This window comes from Luteirhabdus pelagi, assembly GCF_016827595.1.
Taxonomy (GTDB): Bacteria; Bacteroidota; Bacteroidia; order Flavobacteriales; family Flavobacteriaceae; genus Luteirhabdus; species Luteirhabdus pelagi.
Genome location: NZ_JAECMS010000004.1, coordinates 269,974 through 288,464, shown reverse-complemented (window position 1 = coordinate 288,464; position 18,491 = coordinate 269,974). Strand labels below are relative to the sequence as shown.

At 42.4% G+C, this 18,491-nt stretch carries 18 protein-coding genes; 11 read left to right on the top strand and 7 right to left on the bottom strand.

The window, feature by feature from the left end; genetic code table 11:
- Positions 1 to 8 precede the first annotated feature (8 nt).
- The 8 genes from I4Q58_RS12230 to I4Q58_RS12195 all read left to right on the top strand — a co-directional run bounded on the left by I4Q58_RS12230 (position 9) and on the right by I4Q58_RS12195 (position 6,621).
- Positions 9 to 545: a DUF3347 domain-containing protein gene (locus I4Q58_RS12230; RefSeq protein WP_203296172.1), complete on the top strand. Its 537-nt coding sequence runs from the start codon at positions 9 to 11 to the stop codon at positions 543 to 545.
- A 13-nt stretch (positions 546 to 558) separates the two neighbouring features.
- Positions 559 to 1,002, top strand: coding sequence for a hypothetical protein (locus I4Q58_RS12225; RefSeq protein WP_203296171.1), 444 nt, complete (start codon positions 559 to 561; stop codon positions 1,000 to 1,002).
- A 70-nt stretch (positions 1,003 to 1,072) separates the two neighbouring features.
- Positions 1,073 to 1,477, top strand: a complete 405-nt coding sequence (locus I4Q58_RS12220; protein ID WP_203296170.1) for an HYC_CC_PP family protein — start codon at positions 1,073 to 1,075, stop codon at positions 1,475 to 1,477.
- Between the two features lie 94 nt (positions 1,478 to 1,571).
- Positions 1,572 to 2,297: a heavy-metal-associated domain-containing protein gene (locus tag I4Q58_RS12215; protein WP_203296169.1), complete on the top strand. Its 726-nt coding sequence runs from the start codon at positions 1,572 to 1,574 to the stop codon at positions 2,295 to 2,297.
- A 10-nt stretch (positions 2,298 to 2,307) separates the two neighbouring features.
- Positions 2,308 to 4,545, top strand: coding sequence for a TonB-dependent receptor (locus I4Q58_RS12210; RefSeq protein WP_203296168.1), 2,238 nt, complete (start codon positions 2,308 to 2,310; stop codon positions 4,543 to 4,545).
- Positions 4,546 to 4,566: 21 nt separating this feature from the next.
- Positions 4,567 to 4,953 (top strand): heavy-metal-associated domain-containing protein, encoded by a 387-nt coding sequence (locus I4Q58_RS12205; RefSeq protein ID WP_203296167.1) that lies wholly within the window; start codon positions 4,567 to 4,569, stop codon positions 4,951 to 4,953.
- Positions 4,954 to 4,981: 28 nt separating this feature from the next.
- The gene (locus I4Q58_RS12200; protein ID WP_203296166.1) at positions 4,982 to 6,205 is read left to right on the top strand and encodes a permease; all 1,224 of its coding nucleotides are present in this window, start codon (positions 4,982 to 4,984) and stop codon (positions 6,203 to 6,205) included.
- 92 nt (positions 6,206 to 6,297) lie between these two features.
- Positions 6,298 to 6,621, top strand: coding sequence for a four-helix bundle copper-binding protein (locus I4Q58_RS12195; RefSeq protein ID WP_317194066.1), 324 nt, complete (start codon positions 6,298 to 6,300; stop codon positions 6,619 to 6,621).
- A 367-nt stretch (positions 6,622 to 6,988) separates the two neighbouring features.
- On the opposite strand, the gene groL is transcribed toward I4Q58_RS12195, so the two are convergent.
- The 7 genes from groL to miaB form a co-directional block, all read right to left on the bottom strand.
- A complete protein-coding gene (groL, locus tag I4Q58_RS12190) occupies positions 6,989 to 8,626 on the bottom strand; it encodes a chaperonin GroEL (RefSeq protein WP_203296165.1) in 1,638 nt (545 codons plus the stop codon).
- A gap of 105 nt (positions 8,627 to 8,731) precedes the next feature.
- Positions 8,732 to 9,007 (bottom strand): co-chaperone GroES, encoded by a 276-nt coding sequence (locus tag I4Q58_RS12185; RefSeq protein WP_203296164.1) that lies wholly within the window; start codon positions 9,005 to 9,007, stop codon positions 8,732 to 8,734.
- Between the two features lie 150 nt (positions 9,008 to 9,157).
- Entirely contained in the window at positions 9,158 to 9,505 is a 348-nt protein-coding gene (gene secG / locus I4Q58_RS12180) for a preprotein translocase subunit SecG (RefSeq protein WP_203296163.1), read from the bottom strand.
- A gap of 2 nt (positions 9,506 to 9,507) precedes the next feature.
- Positions 9,508 to 10,398 (bottom strand): hypothetical protein, encoded by an 891-nt coding sequence (locus I4Q58_RS12175; protein WP_203296162.1) that lies wholly within the window; start codon positions 10,396 to 10,398, stop codon positions 9,508 to 9,510.
- 2 nt (positions 10,399 to 10,400) lie between these two features.
- Complete coding sequence (locus I4Q58_RS12170; protein ID WP_203296161.1) at positions 10,401 to 10,928, bottom strand: LptE family protein; 528 nt, start codon at positions 10,926 to 10,928, stop codon at positions 10,401 to 10,403.
- A 1-nt stretch (position 10,929) separates the two neighbouring features.
- A complete protein-coding gene (locus I4Q58_RS12165) occupies positions 10,930 to 12,210 on the bottom strand; it encodes a sigma-54 interaction domain-containing protein (protein ID WP_203296160.1) in 1,281 nt (426 codons plus the stop codon).
- Positions 12,211 to 12,234: 24 nt separating this feature from the next.
- A complete protein-coding gene (miaB, locus tag I4Q58_RS12160; protein WP_203296159.1) occupies positions 12,235 to 13,689 on the bottom strand; it encodes a tRNA (N6-isopentenyl adenosine(37)-C2)-methylthiotransferase MiaB in 1,455 nt (484 codons plus the stop codon).
- A gap of 186 nt (positions 13,690 to 13,875) precedes the next feature.
- On the opposite strand from miaB, the gene I4Q58_RS12155 reads away from it, so the two are divergent.
- The 3 genes from I4Q58_RS12155 to I4Q58_RS12145 all read left to right on the top strand — a co-directional run bounded on the left by I4Q58_RS12155 (position 13,876) and on the right by I4Q58_RS12145 (position 18,446).
- Positions 13,876 to 14,670 carry a hypothetical protein gene (locus I4Q58_RS12155; protein WP_203296158.1) on the top strand — a complete coding sequence of 265 codons (795 nt, stop codon included), beginning with the start codon at positions 13,876 to 13,878 and terminating at the stop codon, positions 14,668 to 14,670.
- 97 nt (positions 14,671 to 14,767) lie between these two features.
- A complete protein-coding gene (gene topA / locus I4Q58_RS12150) occupies positions 14,768 to 17,263 on the top strand; it encodes a type I DNA topoisomerase (protein ID WP_203296157.1) in 2,496 nt (831 codons plus the stop codon).
- Between the two features lie 25 nt (positions 17,264 to 17,288).
- Complete coding sequence (locus I4Q58_RS12145) at positions 17,289 to 18,446, top strand: formimidoylglutamase (RefSeq protein WP_203296156.1); 1,158 nt, start codon at positions 17,289 to 17,291, stop codon at positions 18,444 to 18,446.
- Positions 18,447 to 18,491: the final 45 nt, after the last annotated feature.

Here is an 18,491-nt window from a genome sequence, read left to right as displayed (position 1 = left end):
AACAAACCATGAAAAAAATAGTTGCCTTATTAGCATTGATTGCTCTTGTACTGACATCTTGTGCCGATGATAAGAAAAAACAAGATGTAGCCGAAGAAGAAACCACAACGGAAATTGAGAAAAATCCCCAACAGCTCGATCAAATCAACTTTAACGATGACGGAATGCGAAAAATCTTTGCGAGTTACATCGATGTGAAGTCGGCCTTGGTTGAAACCGATGCCGAAAAGGCAAAAGCTGCAGCTTCCAATCTTATGACCGATTTTGCGAACGTAGGAGTGGAGCCTGCTGCCATGAAAGCTGCCCAAAGTATCAAGGAAGCCGATGATGTGGAAGTACAGCGAACAGCATTCATGATTCTGACGAATGAAGTAGAAAAAATGATGATGGATGCGCTCGATGGCGGCGTTATCTACAAACAATACTGTCCGATGGCTTTCGATAACAAAGGTGCCTATTGGTTAAGCGAATCGGAAGAAATTCGCAATCCTTACTTCGGCGATAAAATGCTGAAATGTGGGAAAGTTACGTCTCAAATACATTAATAATTTACATATTATGCGAAACCAATTTAGCATTATCCTTTCACTCTTTTTAATAACCTTCGCATTCAGTTGTAAAAATCAAGGTGAAGCTGAAAACGAAACCTCTGATAGTGTACTTCAGATGAAGGAAATCGTTGCCGTTCACGATGAAATGATGCCGAAAATGTCTACCATTGGTGAACTTACCGGAAAATTGGAAACGGAAATGAAGTTGGCGAAAAAAGACTCTATTTATAAAGATGCAATTGCCGACCTTCAGGAAGCCAATGAGGGTATGATGAATTGGATGCGAGACTTTGGAGGCGATTTCACCTTCGAGGAAATCAATAAGGGGAAGGAGCTTTCCGAAGAAAAGGAACAACTGCTCGATGGGTATGAAAAGAGTGTCAATGAAATGAAGCAGAAGATGAATTCCGCCATTGAAAAAGGCAGAAGAGTTTTGAATAAAAATAACTAAGGCGTTAGCCCTATACGAAAAGACTGCCAATGTGCAGTCTTTTTTGTATCTTTGCACCGTGCAAAAAGTGATGTCCATAGCATTATCTTTACTGTTGCTTCTTAGCAGCAGCGGAATCTCCTATTCGCAACATTTTTGTGGCGGAATGGAAATGATGGCGAAGCTTACCCTAGGTGAAGCCCATCTTTCCTGTGGTATGGATAAAGCTGTGGATGTATGTGATGAACCTTCCGTTAGTGAACCCGACGATGACTCCTGCTGTAATACAGAGTATACTTCGGTAGAAACGGATGATACGTTTGTGAAGGCATCGTTTGATGTTGACTTTGACGTAACCTTCGCTTATGCTTTTGTCTCGGTTTTCGTGTTGGACATCCAAACAAATTTAGATGCCGAGCAACCTTCTTTTTCGGAATACAATCCACCACCCTTAGATAGGGACCTGCCGGTACTCTATCAAACCTTTCTCATTTGATATTCAAATTATAATAATGAGGTTGCCCGTAGCAGCCTTAATATCCAGCTTATAAAGCTGTGTATCCTATTGTATAATTTGAATTTCAAACGCCATGACTCATACGTATAATATAAGCGGAATGACCTGCAAAGGTTGTAAGGCTTCCGTAGAAAAAAACCTAAACGCCCTTGCTGAGGTAACCGATGTAGACGTCGATTTACAAGCAGGTGAGGCAATCATTACCAGTAACCAGCATATTTCCCTTTCTCTCCTTCAAAAGGCACTACCGTCAAAGTATACCATTTCAGAAAAGGAAACGCAAAAGACTATTTCTTCCTTTTCCGATGCCGGTGAAGAAAAATCGAAATGGCAACAATTACAACCGCTGTTTCTCATCTTCGCCTATATTGCAACGGCTTCTATTTTGCTTCATATTGAAGAGTGGAACACACAAGCAGCCATGCTCGACTTTATGGGATTGTTTTATATCGTTTTCAGCTTTTTTAAGATGCTCGATTTAAAAGGATTTCCACAAAGCTTTCAGATGTACGATCCGTTGGCAAAGGCTGTTCCGGCATACGGAAAAATATATCCATTCATTGAAACCGCATTGGGTATACTTTTTTTAATGCGAATCGAGGTGAAAATAGCCCTAATTGTAACCATTATAATTCTTGGGATTACCACCATAGGCGTGGTCCGAACGTTGCTCGATAAGAAGAAAATTAAATGTGCTTGTCTCGGTACCGCACTGAATCTTCCCATGACAGAGGCCACCTTTATCGAAAATGCCGTGATGATTATCATGGCCCTCACCCTATTATTCAACCTAGCATAAAAAAGTCCCCATGAAATATTTAAAATATCTAGTACTTCTATTACCAATACTTTCCTTTTCACAAGAAAAACTGGAAGGGATTATCTACGATGGTGCTGCTCCAGAGGCCAACTCACCACTGCCCGGTGCAAATGTGTTTTGGAAAGATACCGAAGTAGGTGCCGTTTCTGATTTCAACGGAAATTTCAGCATCAACTATAAAGAAGAGTATACCGAACTTATCATAAGCTTTGTAGGGTATAAAACCGATACCATTACAATAAACGCTACAACAGCTGTAGAACATACATTACAACCCAAAGCCTCTTTGGACGAGGTGACCATTTCTGCTAGAAAGGAAGCCATGTCACGTTCGTTTCTTCAGGCGCAGAATGTCATCAACGTTAGTAGCGATGAACTGTTGAAAGCGGCATGCTGCAATCTTGCTGAGAGCTTTGAGACCAATCCGTCTATCGATGTGAACTTTGCCGATGCGGTAACGGGAACACGACAGGTTAAGATGCTCGGCCTCACAAGTCCGTATATTTTAATGACCATTGAAAACGTTCCTGCTATTCGAGGGGCGGCCCAAGCGTACGGCCTAAGTTTTATTCCGGGTACGTGGGTGGAAAGCATCCAAATTACCAAAGGCGCTGGAAGCGTTGTAAACGGTTTTGAAAGCTTTACGGGACAGATTAATGCGGAACTGCAGAAACCTTCAAAAGATGCGAAACTTTTTGTAAACGGATACGGTTCGTTGAATGGTCGATTAGAGTTGAATACGCACGTCAATACGGAAGTGACCGATAAAATTTCAACAGGAATCTATGCCCACGGCAATCTTCGAAAAGAAAAATTTGACAACAACGACGATGGTTTCTTGGATATGCCACTTCAGGAACAGATCAATATTATGAACCGTTGGCAGTATACCGATAACGAGAAAGGGTGGGTCGCATTTTTTAATGCACGCTATCTAAATGATGCAAAACAAACGGGGCAGGTCGATTTTAACCCCGATACCGATCGCGGAACGACCAACAATTGGGGAAGTGAAATCGATACAGAGCGTATCGATCTTTCCAGTAAAATAGGATACGTAAATCCCGACCTTCCATGGCAGAGTGTCGGGCTGCAATTGGCGTACAGTACGCATGACCAAAACTCTTATTTCGGTTTGCGGCCGTATGATATAAAACACGAAAGTGTTTTTGCAAGTGCGTTGTACAACTCCATCATTAGCGATTCGCGCCATAAGTTCAAAACAGGCTTAAACTATGCCCATGACACCTACGAAGAATCTGTGGAGGGAACCGATTTTAGCCGTGCCGAGAATTCCATCGGAGCGTTTTTTGAATATGCCTACGACGACTTGGAGAATTTTAGCATGACCGCTGGCCTGCGTATCGACTTCCATAACTTGTTGGGTACGTTTGTTACGCCCAGGATTCATGGTCGCTATACGTTGTGGGAAAAGGGAGTCTTTCGCTTTTCGGCGGGCCGCGGTAAAAGAAGTCCGAATATCTTCGCCGAAAACCAACGTCTGTTTGCTTCTTCGCGAAACATTCAGATTTTGAATGCCGATGGGCCAATTTATGGCTTGGAACCCGAAATAGCCTGGAATTACGGGGCTTCCTTTTTGCAAGGGTTCGAGCTTTTTGGAAGAAAGGGAGATGTAGCCTTCGATTTCTATCGTACCGATTTTCAAAACCAGGTGGTGGTCGATTGGGAAAATCCTACCGAGATTCTATTCTATAATTTGGAGGGAAACAGTTACTCTAACAATTATCAAGTGGAGTTGAGCTATTCGCCGTTTCAGCGGTTTAACCTTCGAACAGCCTACAAGTATTATGATGTGAAGACAGATTATCTTTCAGGTGAAAAGCAGAAGCCATTAACGCCCGACCATCGAATTTTTGCGAATGCTTCGTATGAAACCGAGTTGAAGGACAACGGATCTCAATGGAAATTTGATGCTACCTATAATTGGTTGGGAAATCAGCGGTATCCCGATACCCAGAGCAGTCCGATGCAATTTCAATTGCCCGATGAATCGCCCACCGTTACAACCTTGAATGCACAAGTAACAAAGGTGTTTTCCAATGCTTTTGAAGTATATGTAGGAGGTGAAAACATTACGAATACACGACAGGAAAACCCGATTATCTCGGCTAACGATCCTTTTGGACCTTATTTTGACACCACAAACGTGTATGGTCCTATTTTTGGAAGTATGTATTATGCAGGCTTCCGTTTTAAATTGAAGTAAAAACCTAATACCTTTATAACTATGAAAAATGTAATGCTAATTTGTATTTCCTTATTTATCGGAACGTTTGCGTTCGCACAGGATAAAAATGCCAAAGCTGCCTTTCAGGTGGATGGTGTTTGCGGCATGTGCAAAGAACGTATCGAAAAAGCAGCCATTCGCACCAAAGGTGTGAAATCGGCTACTTGGGACATACACACGCACTATTTAAGTGTGATATATGATGAACGCAAAACCGATCTAGAGAACATCCACCAAAGCGTTGCCGATGTAGGGCACGATACTAAAATGGTAACCGCAACCGAAGAAGCTTACAACAGCGTTCACGATTGCTGTCGTTACCGCGATGATGAGATAAAGAAAGATCATGAAATGAATAAGGAAGACCAAGACGACGATGGGAACTAGGTTCCCCCAACTTCCATAAAAAACTATAATGCAACAATTTCTTGAAAAATGGGGCGAAGCTGCCAATACCAGTGTAGGTTTCTTCTGGATGGCGCTTTGGGCGTTTATTCTTGGATATGTTATTAGCAGTATGATTCAGGTGTTCGTTACTGAAAAACGAATGCAGGAAACCATGGGCAAAGATGAAGCGAAGGGCGTACTATTGGGTACGTTCTTCGGCTTTATAAGCAGTTCCTGTAGCTTCGCGGCGCTGGCTAGTGCAAAGTCCATTTTTAAAAAAGGCGCAAGCTTCGTATCCTCCATGGCATTTCTTTTGGCGTCTACCAATTTGGTCATTGAATTGGGAATTATCATTTCCATTTTTTTAGGATGGCAATTTGTAGTGGGGGAATATGTGGGCGGACTTATCCTAATCGCCATCGTATGGCTGCTTATTCGAATTATCAACCCAAGGAAACTGATACAAAAGGCGCGTGAAAAACTCGATCAGGAAGGTGATGACAGTATGCATTCGGATACCTCTTGGAAAAAGAAAATACAGTCGAGTAAGGGTTGGACAAAGGTGGCGCGCCAATATAAAATGGAATGGCAAATGGTTTGGAAGGACGTTACTGTCGGCTTTACCATTGCAGGAATCGTCGCAGCCTTTGTACCCGATAGTTTCTTCCAAACGCTTTTTATTAACAGTGGTCCCGATACCACCGATTTTAGTTTTTTCACCCTACTGGAACATGTAGTGGTGGGGCCGGTAGCTGCGTTTCTTACGTTTATCGGATCTATGGGAAACATTCCCCTGGCTGCCTTATTGTTTGGGAAAGGTGTAAGTTTCGCAGGGGTGATGGCTTTTATCTTCAGCGATTTGGTAGTGTTTCCCGTACTTCGGATCAATGCGAAATATTACGGTTGGAAGATGTCGCTATTTATTTTATTCCTGCTTTTTACCGCGTTGATTGGTGCTTCACTTGGCTTGCATTATGCATTTGGATTGTTCGATGCCTTGCCGGATCCTTCACAAGTAACCATTTCCGATAGTGAATACTTCAAAATAGATTATACGTTCTTTTTGAATATTGCCTTTTTACTTATCTCTGGATTCTTAGTGTATTTCGGTTTTTTCCGACATAAGGAAGTCGATTATGGTATGAGTGAAATGGCCCCGAAAAGCAAACTGTTGGAACAAATCCTGAAGTATGCGGCGTTCATTTGTTATGTGTGGTTAGCCGTTGGCCTACTGCTGAAGTATATCCTCTAAGTTTAATATTCCTTGAACAAACCTTTAGCGCTTTCTTAGCATCGAATGGAAGTAGGTATCATTACCTTAAATGTATAACCTAAAAACCATATATGATGAGAAATGAAGCTTTGATACATGCGCTCGGAAATTGCATCAACCATTGTAATTATTGCGCTGATGCGTGTTTAGATGAAGAGAATGTAAAAGAAATGACCACTTGTATACGAACCGATAGGGTTTGTGCTGAAGTTTGTAGTACCTTAAACCAAGTGTTGGCTACTGGATATTCAGATGTTAACGATTTGGTGACGTACTGCATGAAAGTATGCAATGCATGTGCCGATGAGTGTGGAAAACACGATACAAAGCATTGCCAAGATTGTGCTGATGCTTGTCGAAAATGTGCAGACGCTTGTAAAACGTTTTTAGCATAACCGTTACGTTTTAAACTATAATTGAAAGCCCATTTTTAGTGGGCTTTTTTTCTAGAATTATTTTTAGTTAAAGTTTGTACAATGCGAAACAACGGATTGTTTTTCGATGTACATTTACTATGTTCTTAATTGAGCCCACTATGAAAAAAAGCGCAAATAGCAAGCCTAAAGCTCAGCCTAAACAGCAGGCTAAGAAGGCGCCGCAGACTGCTTCTAAGAAGAAGTAATTCGCGTACGGTTTATTTCGAATAAACCCTATAAACTGAGGAGAGACCACCCTTAAAAAAGGTGGTTTTATTATTTTAAAGCATAAAAAAACCGTTGCGTATTCGTGCAACGGTTTTTTTCATTTCGTGGTGAATGACGTTTACATCATTCCAGGCATTCCGCCACCCATTGGAGGCATTCCGCCACCACCTTCGTTATCTTCCTTGATATCTACCAAGGCACATTCGGTGGTTAAGATCATTCCAGCAACGGAAGCAGCATTCTCCAATGCGATTCGCGTTACTTTCTTCGGATCGATGATACCTTCCTTCAGCATGTCTACATACTTTTCATTTTTGGCATCATACCCGTAGTTTTTCTTGCCTTCCAATACTTTGTTGATAACGACAGAACCTTCACCTCCTGCGTTTTCAACAATCGTACGAAGTGGCGATTCAATTGCTTTGGAAACAATTTGGATTCCGGTTGCTTCATCCATCGTATCGGTCGTCAATTTTTCCAATTTCGCTTGTGCGCGAACAAAGGCCACACCACCTCCGGCAACGATTCCTTCTTCAACCGCAGCACGAGTAGCATGAAGCGCATCGTCTACACGGTCTTTCTTCTCTTTCATTTCAACTTCAGAAGCAGCGCCTACGTACAATACCGCTACACCGCCGGCTAATTTCGCCAAACGCTCTTGTAGCTTCTCTTTGTCATAGTCGCTTGTAGTCGTTTCAATCTGCGCCTTAATTTGGTTTACGCGCGCTTTGATATCATCTTTTTTACCAGCACCATTTACAATTGTAGTTGTATCCTTATCGATGGTGATGTTTTCAGCAGAACCCAGCATGTCGACAGTTGCATTTTCTAACGTGAAACCGCGCTCTTCAGAAATAACGGTTCCTCCGGTTAGGATCGCGATATCCTCAAGCATTGCTTTTCTACGGTCACCAAATCCAGGTGCTTTTACAGCAGCGATTTTCAAGCTTCCGCGAAGTTTGTTCACTACCAAGGTAGCCAATGCTTCCCCTTCGATATCTTCAGCGATAATCAAAAGTGGTTTTCCTTGTTGCGCGACAGGTTCCAATACTGGAAGAAGATCTTTCATATTTGAAATCTTCTTATCGAATAGAAGGATCATCGGATTCTCCAATTCGGTCTGCATTTTTTCACTGTCCGTTACGAAGTAAGGCGAAAGGTATCCACGGTCGAACTGCATTCCTTCTACAACATCAACATAGGTTTCTGTTCCCTTGGCTTCTTCTACGGTAATAACCCCTTCTTTTCCAACTTTACCAAACGCTTGTGCGATGAGGTCACCGATTTTTTCATCGTTGTTTGCTGAAATAGAAGCCACCTGCTTAATCTTGTCGCTTGAGTTCCCAACTTTGGTCGCTTGTTTTTCCAATTCCTTTACGATGGTGTCAACCGCTTTGTCGATTCCACGTTTTAGATCCATTGGATTCGCGCCAGCGGCAACGTTTTTCAAACCTTCTTTTACGATAGCTTGTGCAAGAACGGTTGCGGTAGTGGTACCGTCACCAGCAAGGTCGTTAGTTTTGGAAGCAACTTCCTTTACCATCTGTGCGCCCATGTTTTCAAGGGCATCCTCTAGCTCGATTTCCTTGGCTACGGAAACCCCATCTTTTGTTACTTGGGGAGCGCCAAAGGATTTACTAATAATTACGTTTCGGCCTTTTGGACCCAAGGTCACTTTTACTGCGTTGGCCAACGCATCCACTCCACGCTTTATCGCGTCGCGTGCTTCAATGTCGAATTTTATGTCTTTTGCCATAATAAATTTTCTTTGAAAATTAAGTTCCAATCTCCAAATCTCAAATCACAAATAGAATTGGGACGATTTTTGGAATTTGGAATTTATGTTTTTGTGATTTTAATTTTATATGATTGCTAAAATATCATCCTCCCGCATAATCAGGTAATCGGTTCCTTCGAACTTTAGTTCGGTCCCGGCGTATTTTCCGTAAAGAACGGTATCTCCTTTTTTCACGGTCATTTCATGGTCTTTTTTGCCGTTACCGACGGCTACCACTTTTCCGCGTTGCGGTTTTTCCTTTGCAGAGTCCGGAATGATAATTCCACTGGCGGTTTTGGTCTCTGCCTCTTGCGGCGCTACCAAAACCCGATCTGATAAGGGTTGAATTTTTACTGCCATTGTAGTATGTATTTTAATTGTTGGTTAAACGTTTCGTTTTTCGACAACATACTTGGCAGAAAGTGTGCCAAGGCAAGGGATACTGACAGTAAGCAAAAAAAAATGCCAGCTTGTCAGAAGCTGGCATTTCAATATTATCGTTTGTCGGAATTAGTTACCGCCGGTAGTGTCATTTGTGTCACCATCGGTAGATTCCGTCGGATCTAACATCGGTGTTTCGATGGTTTCATCACCAAAATCATCCACAGTAGGGGTTCCACTTCCGCCCATGATTGGGATGTTGCTCAAAAGGATCAATGCCAACAGAACGATGGCCAAGGTCCATGTACTCTTATCCAGGAAGTCGGTCGTCTTCTGAACACCTCCTAATTGCTGGCCTCCACCGCCGCCAAATGTAGAGGAAAGTCCTCCTCCTTTTGGATTTTGAACCATAATCACTACCACCAATAAGAAGGCGATAAAAATGATCAACACCAAGAATATTGTAAACGTACTCATAATCAGTCTGAATCTATTATTTTTTCGATTGCCCGAATTTGGTCTGCAAAGAAACCACTTTTTTCGGGATTTTTCAAAATTAAAATTTTATATGCCTGAATGGCTTTTTTATAGTTTTTCTGCTGTAAATACACCTTCGCTAAGGTCTCTGTCATCAAGGCTTCTGGCGGTTGCGTAAACGGTTTGGCTAGATTTTTCTTTTTTGAAGGTTGTTGCTGCGGATTTATTTTCGGCTGCTCCTGTAGGAACTTATCGATCAATTCATCGTTTCGCGACTTATCCTCCTCTTCAATTTCTTCGGAAGTATTTATTGTTGGTTGTTCATCTTCCCGTTCAATCGGTTTTGCCGATGTTAGTTTCAACCACTCACTAAAGGAGTGTGTGTCTTCCTTTTTGAAGTCTAAGGGTTTGTTTATCCCTAAGGCTTCCTCGGCAGAAGTTTGTTCTTCCGGAAAATCTTCTTCACCTTCATCTACAACCGTTTCTTTTCGCTCGAAAAGGGCCGGATTCAAAATGGCATCCGCCTTTTTGCGTTCTTCACGTATTTGCTTATCCAGTTCCATAGCCGTTTGGGCTGAAACATCTTCGACCTCTACTTCAATATTATATAGGTCATCATCCAAGGCATAAATACGTTGCGATATTTCGTGTTGGGTGAAATGCTCTGAAGTTATGTATTCAAATAAAATATTGCGATCGGTAGTGTACGCTGCCGTTACCTTCAATGCGTCGTTATACCGATAGCTTTGTGAATCTTTCAATCCTTTCAATTCCAGCGCTCGCGCACTTTGAAGATAGGGATATTGTGTGATAACAGCGCCGAGTTGTGTGAGTGAATCACCCTTCAGGTTTTGAGGGTTTGCTAATAGGTATGTAAACTCTTCTTTAGTCACGATTACCAGTTTGCGAGTGAAGCATTAAAAATATCCTGCGTAAGTCTTTCAAAAATAATATTGACAGCCTCCTCTAGTCTGGCACCCGTTAATTGGGTTCCTCCGGCATAGTCGAAGTAGAAAGAAAAACGTCTTTCAAAATCTTTATCCGAGTTATTGGTATTATAAAATCGAACATTCACCGTAATAGTCAGTCGGTTCTGAGCGGCCGTATTCTGAGCGGTAGCGGTAATAGGAGCGATGTAATATTCGACGATTTCACCTTCATAAATCAGATCGCCGCCTGTCGTAACAAGGTCCAAACTTGTTTGATTCAATAACAAATCCTGAAGCTGGATCGTAAAATCGCGGGCAATTCCCGGTTCTACCAACGGAGCGCTATTTTCGAACAACCGTACATTAAACGTATTGGTAGTGGAATAGTCGATATCGGCGCCGGTAAACGAATAAAATTTACAGGCCTGTGGCACGGTAAGCAAGAATACTATCAAGCTGAGTCGAACAATTCCTTTCTGAAAAAAATGCTGCATCCTATAAATTGTATTGCTTGATTTTTCGATAGAGCGTGCGTTCGGAAATTCCGAGTTCCTCGGCCGCATCCTTTCGTTTGCCATTGTATTTCTCCAAGGATTTTTTAATCAGTTCCAGTTCCTTTTCCTGAAGTGAAAGGCTTTCTTCTTCCTGAATCTCCTCAGCAAAATCATACTTATCCGATTTCGGCTCATCCGATTTTTGTGGGATGCCCAAGACTTCAACATCTGAAGAATCTTCTTCCATGTCGTCTTCAACAATCGACGCTAACTGTTCTTCGTGATCGTTTTCTTCGGAATAGATCTTATTGATTAGGGATGAATTTTCTTCCCGAACCTTGCTGCTATTGCCACTTTTCATTAACTCCAGCGTTAATTTCTTCAAATCGTTCACATCGCGTTGCATATCGAACAATACCTTATAAAGTATCTCACGTTCACTGGAAAAGTCGCTTTCCCGCTTCTGCTGGTTTCCGATAACGGCTGGAAGATTACTTCCCATGTCAGGTAAATAGTGACGAAGCGTTGCGGCATCTATTTCACGTTCCTGCTCCAAGACAGAAATTTGTTCGGCTACGTTACGCAACTGTCGGATATTTCCCGACCATCTATATTTTAGTAAGGACTGAACCGCATCATCCGACAAACGGACTGTTGGCATTTTATATTTCTGCGCAAAATCCGAAGCGAATTTTCGAAACAACAGGTGAATATCCTCTGCACGTTCCCGAAGCGGTGGCAAGCCGATTTCAACGGTGCTTAAGCGATAGTATAAGTCTTCTCTAAACTTCCCTTTTTGAATCGCATCGGCCATGTTCACGTTTGTGGCAGCTACAATTCGAACATCGGTTTTTTGCGTTTTGGAGGATCCCACCTTCAAAAATTCGCCGTTTTCCAAAATACGAAGCAAACGGACCTGGGTAGGAAGCGGTAGTTCGCCTACTTCATCCAAGAAAATAGTTCCGCCATCCGCTACTTCAAAATAACCACTTCGTGTTTGGGTAGCACCGGTAAAGGCACCTTTTTCATGACCGAACAATTCACTATCGATGGTTCCTTCTGGTATCGCGCCACAGTTTACGGCGATGTACTTGTTGTGCTTCCGATGGGAGAGGGCATGGATGATCTTGGGAATACTTTCCTTTCCTACGCCGCTTTCACCGGTAACCAATACCGATATATCGGTCGGTGCCACTTGAATGGCTTTTTCGATAGCGCGGTTCAATTTAGGGTCGTTCCCTATAATCCCGAATCGTTGTTTTGTTGCTTGTACGCTTTCCACTAGTTGGGTTGAAAGGTTAATAGTTTATGCTTGGTTCTTCGAGTAGCCCACAGCTTCACCCAAAAGTGTAGCGGTAGTACAATCCGTAATTTTCACCATCACGAAGTCGCCCACCTCATAGTGTTCCTTGGGAAATACGGCCACTGTATTGTATTGAGTCCTTCCGCTCCATTCTTGATCGTTCTTTTTGGATTCCTTTTCGATCAATACTTCAAGGGTTTTCCCAACAAACTGTTTGGTGCGATAGGCACTATGTTCTTGTTGCAGGTCGATAATCTCAGTTAATCTACGCTTTTTCACATCTTCTGGCACATCATCCTCTAGTTTCCGTGCCGCCATGGTACCTGGGCGTTCAGAATACATAAACATAAAACCGAAATCGTATTTCACATACTCCATGAGCGTTAAAGTGTCCTGATGGTCGGCCTCTGTTTCTGTAGGGAAACCAGCGATCATATCTTGTGAAATAGCGCAATCTGGAATAATACGATGAATGGCATCAATAAGTTCCATGTATTCTTCACGCGTATGCTGACGGTTCATTTCCTTCAACACCCGCGTGCTTCCACTTTGAACGGGAAGGTGAATATAATTGCAAATATTTTCATGCTTCGCCATACTGTGCAGCACATCCTCGGTCATATCTTGCGGATTGCTAGTAGAGAAGCGAATGCGCATTTTTGGCTGGGCGTTGGCCACCATCTCCAATAAGCCGGCAAAATTGATAGCGGTAGCCTTTTGCATGTCGGTGGCCTTTTTGAAATCTTTTTTCAATCCACCACCGTACCATAGATAACTGTCGACATTCTGTCCAAGAAGCGTAATTTCCTTATAGCCTTTTTCAGCCAGGTCATTTACTTCCTCAATAATACTCTGTGGATCGCGGCTACGTTCGCGTCCGCGTGTAAAAGGCACCACACAGAACGTGCACATATTATCGCAGCCTCGGGTAATGCTTACAAAAGCGGTGACGCCGTTGCCGCCAAGACGAACCGGAGCAATATCGCCATAGGTCTCTTCCTTGCTAAGAATGACGTTAACAGCATCGCGGCCTTCTTCAACTTCCTGTAAAAGATTTGGAAGGTCTTTATAGGCATCGGGACCGACAACCATATCGACAATCTTTTCCTCTTCGAGAAATTTACTTTTTAGGCGTTCGGCCATGCAGCCGAGAACACCGACCTTCATATTAGGATTCGAATTGCGTTTTACAGCGTTGTATTTTTCAAGTCGTTTCCGAACGGTTTGCTCTGCCTTATCGCGAATAGAGCAGGTATTTACCAAAACCAAATCGGCCTCCTCCATGTTATGGGTAGTGTTATAGCCTTGTTTGGTAAGAATGGATGCCACGATTTCGCTATCGCTAAAATTCATCTGGCAGCCATAACTCTCAATATATAGTTTACGGCTGTTCTTCGCCTGTGGTTCCAATACCAGCGCTTCTCCTTGTTTGCTTTCGTCTATTATCTTTTCTTCCATGTAGGGTGCTCTAGCAAGCTGCTTTAATTTGAGGGGCAAAGATACAATAATAAGCCGCATCGTGCCAAAATGGCAGAATGAATTTTTAATGATTTCAATGCGAAATACACCATGCCCAGGTTTTTTATTTCACTTTAAATCGAAAAACTTCCCTACATTAGTTGCATCAACCAACCTAAAAATAGCATGGATAAAGCAATATTTTCAAAAATTGAAGAGGCTCCGAAGCCCGATTTCGGAAACATTTTGACAAAAAGTTTCGATTTGTTTAAGGAGTCTTGGGTAGAAGGGATGGTCCACGTTTTAATAAGTTTGCTAGTTGTAATTCCATTTTTAATAATTATATACGTGCCTTTGATACCCATCATGATAGCAGATGCACGACGAAGTTCCTATGATTATTATGATTACGGCTACGGCTATGAGTATAATCCCTTTGAAGAATATGCATGGCCTTTGATCGTGGGCTATTTCTTGTTGATCATCGTTTTTACCTTTTTTATGCAAGTATTCAACTACAGCATTTATGCACATTTTTATCGCGTGCTGAAACAGAAGGATGTAGGTGTCCAGAAACCTATCGGTGGTTATTTCAGCATGGCGAAAGCGCATTTTGGAAAACTACTTTTATTGTCGTTGGCTTCTGTAGGAATTGCACTTTTAGCAGCTTTGCTGTGCTATTTACCTCTTTTCTATGTAATGGTGCCGCTTCAATTGTTTATCGTAATTCTAGCTTTTAATCCTGAACTGTCCGTTTCGGAAGTCATTAAAGCGAGTTTTAAATTGGGCAATCGGTTTTGGTTGACCATTTTCGGACTGATAATCGTCGGTGGGTTGATTGCGCAATTGGGAATTATTCTCTGTGGAATCGGAATTATCGCAACAGCGTCTTTCGTCCATTTCCCGATGTATTACCTTTATAAGGATACGGTTGGATTTGATGAACTTCCTACGGAAACCGATCCATTAATCACTCGCTAAGGCTCGAAAAACCGCTATATTTCAAGGGTTATAACATATATTTAAAATATCGTGTAAAAAATTTACCCTACTTTTGTACCCCAAACAAAAATCGACTATGGCAAAGAATCTAGTAATCGTGGAGTCGCCCGCAAAGGCAAAGACCATCGAAAAATTCTTAGGAAAGGATTTTAAGGTGACCTCTAGCTTTGGGCATATTGCCGATTTGCCTTCCAAGGAATTGGGGGTAGATACCGAAGGCAGCTTCACTCCTAAATATATTATCCCCAGCGATAAGAAAAGCCTCGTCAAGCAACTTAAGTCGGAAGCTAAGAAAGCTGAGATGGTTTGGCTCGCTAGTGATGAGGACCGAGAAGGGGAGGCCATAGCATGGCATTTGGCGGAAGCATTAGATCTTAAGGACGAGAAAACAAAGCGAATTGTTTTTCACGAAATTACAAAGACGGCTATTCTTCGGGCCATCGAAAACCCGAGAACTATTGATTATAATTTAGTGAACGCCCAACAAGCTAGACGAGTGTTGGACCGATTGGTAGGGTATGAACTATCACCAGTACTTTGGCGTAAGGTGAAAGGTGGTCTTTCCGCAGGAAGGGTTCAGAGTGTTGCCGTTCGTTTGATCGTTGAACGCGAGCGCGAGATTGAAGCTTTCACTCCAGAGGCATCGTATCGTGTAGATGCCGAATTTACCACAGAAGATGGAAGCAAGTTTAAGGCAAAACTTCCGAAGAACTTCAAAACAGAAGAAGAAGCTCGCGCATTTCTTCAAAAGAATATCGAGGCTTCCTACGAGATTTCAGATCTCACAAAAAAGCCAGCCAAGAAAACGCCAGCAGCGCCGTTTACCACTTCAACCCTTCAACAGGAAGCAGCTAGAAAATTATACTTTTCGGTAAGTAAGACGATGATGATCGCCCAGCGATTGTATGAGGCAGGTCTTATTACCTATATGAGAACCGACAGTGTAAATCTTTCCAACGATGCAAAGTCGGCAGCGGAAAAGGAAATAAAGAAATCATACGGCGATAAATACAGCAAGCCGAGAAATTATAAAGGGAAATCGAAAGGAGCTCAGGAAGCGCACGAGGCGATTCGTCCGACCGAAATGTCACGACACGAAATTTCTGGTGATCGCGACCAAGCGCGGTTGTACGATTTAATTTGGAAGCGAACCATTGCATCACAGATGAGCGATGCGCAATTGGAGCGAACTAATGTGAAGATCGACGTGCTTGGAAAGGAAAAAGTGGAGGAACAATTCACTGCTAGAGGTGAAATGATCAAATTTGATGGTTTCTTAAAAGTGTATTTAGAGGGAACCGATGCTGAAGATGATGAGCAAGATGGTATGCTGCCAAATCTGAAGAAAGGTGATTCCCTAGAACGAAATTATATTACGGCTACCGAGCGATTCACGAGACCGCCGTACCGTTATACCGAAGCTTCTTTGGTGAAGCATTTGGAGGAATTGGGTATTGGACGACCGTCTACCTATGCCCCGACCATTTCAACCATCATTGCAAGGAATTATGTTGAAAAAGGCTCGGTGGAAGGTTCCGATAGAAAGTATATCCAGATGTTGTTAAAGACGGACGCCATTAAGGACAAGAACCTAACCGAAACAGTGGGTAGCGATAAAGGGAAATTGGTCCCGACCGACATTGGAATGATCGTAAACGACTTCTTAGTCGATCACTTCGGAAATATCCTCGATTATAACTTTACCGCTAAAGTTGAAGAAGACTTCGATGATATTGCGGAAGGAAAGGAAGAGTGGACCTCCATGATGAAGGATTTCTATAAGAAATTCCATCCGCATGTAGAAGATGTTCAAGAAAATGCGGAGCGTGAAAGTGGCGAACGCGTGTTGGGCGAAGATCCTGAAACAGGTAAACCAGTCTTGGTGCGTTTAGGCAAATATGGTCCGATGGCACAAATTGGTGCTGCGGAGGACGATGAAAAGAAATTTGCAAGTCTTCGGCCCGATCAGCAATTGCACTTGGTGACTTTTGAAGAAGTAATGGACTTATTTAAGCTTCCTAAATCCTTAGGTGTATATGATGGTGTTGAAGTGGAGGCAAACGTAGGACGTTATGGTCCGTATGTTCGGTTTGGTAAGAAATTCGTTTCCTTGCCGAAAGGAACCGATCCGTTGGATGTCGATATGGCGTTGGCGAAGCAATTGATTGAAGAAAAGAAAAAAGCCGATGCTCCTATTTATGAGTACGAAGGAAAAGATGTTACCAAAGGAAAAGGTAGATTTGGGCCCTTCATCAAATGGGACGGTATGTTCATCAATGTGAACAAAAAATATGACTTCGATAATCTTTCGGAAGAGGATATCGAGCAATTGATAGAGGATAAAAAGCAAAAAGAGCGTGATAAGCTGATCAACGAATGGCCAGAAGAGGGGATTCGTTTAGAAAAAGCACGCTGGGGTCGCTTCAACTTAATAAAAGGAAAAACGAAAGTAGAGCTTCCGAAGAGTACAAAGGCTGATAAGATTACGTTAGAAGAAGCAAAGGAGTTGCTCGAAAAGAAGGCACCCAAAAAGAAAACTCGAAAAAAGCGAAAGACCGCTAAAAAGAAATAAGAACCGTTTTCGTCCCAACTAATTCATGACCGAATTTCTTTCCCCTGTTTCAAAAGCTGTACTGGCCCATAAGGAAGTGTTGCCGGAAGGCTCGCTTGGAAAACATATTTTCTGCCATACAACAAGTGGAATGCCAGAGGTAAAGGCGCACGGTTTTGCCATTGTTGCTGTTTCTGAAAATAGAAATGACATCAACTTTATGGGGGAAGAGGTCGAATTGGATGCGTATCGGAAGGCATTTTATTCACTATATCCCGGAAATTGGAAGCGTCCTATCTTTGACCTGGGGACAATTACAAAGGGTGATTCTGTTTCAGACACCTATTTTGCAGTACAGACTGTTCTTCGCGAGCTATTGGAAAACGAAGTTATTCCAATTGTATTGGGAGGATCGCAAGATATTGGCTATGCGCAATACCGTGCATACGATACGTTAGGGAAGATGGTGAACGTAGTGAATGTCGATTCCCTTTTTGATGTGGGAGATGCCGAGAAGCCGATTAACAACAAATCGTATGTCGGGAAAATCATTGTCGATAAGCCATACAATTTATTTAATTATAGCGTGCTGGGGTATCAGTCTTATTTGAATCCTCCAGCGGAAATTGCTTTGATGGAAAAGTTGTTCTTTGATCCATATCGTTTAGGAGAAATCACGGCCGACATTACCTATTCGGAGACAATTTTCCGAGATGCCGATCTTGCTTTTTTTGATGTAGCTGCAATAAAACGGTCAGAATATAGTTATAAACATAATAGTCCGAATGGGCTCGATGGAAGGGAGATTTGCGCATTGTCGCGATATGCGGGAATCAGTAATAGGATTAGCTCTTTTGGAATATACGAGTTGAAGCCTTTTGAAGCCGTGCCAAACGGTCCCGATATGGTGGCGCAAATCCTGTGGTATTTTATGGAAGGAGTTGCTTTCCGAGTGGCCGATGAGGATTTTGAGAACGAACAAGCCTATACAATATATAAGGTACCCATTGATGACCAAGTGCTTACTTTTAAAAAGAGTAAGAAAACAGGTCGGTGGTGGATAGAATTACCTTTTATTTCGAATGTCGATAATAAATTGAAAAGACATACGTTATTACCATGCACTTATGGCGAATATTTGAGTGCAACAGAAGGAGAAATTCCTGAACGGTGGTTGAAAGCCCGCCGTAAAAATGAAGTATAAGAATCAAGCAAAACCAAGTAAAACGGGCTTTAAGGGTTTTTTAAG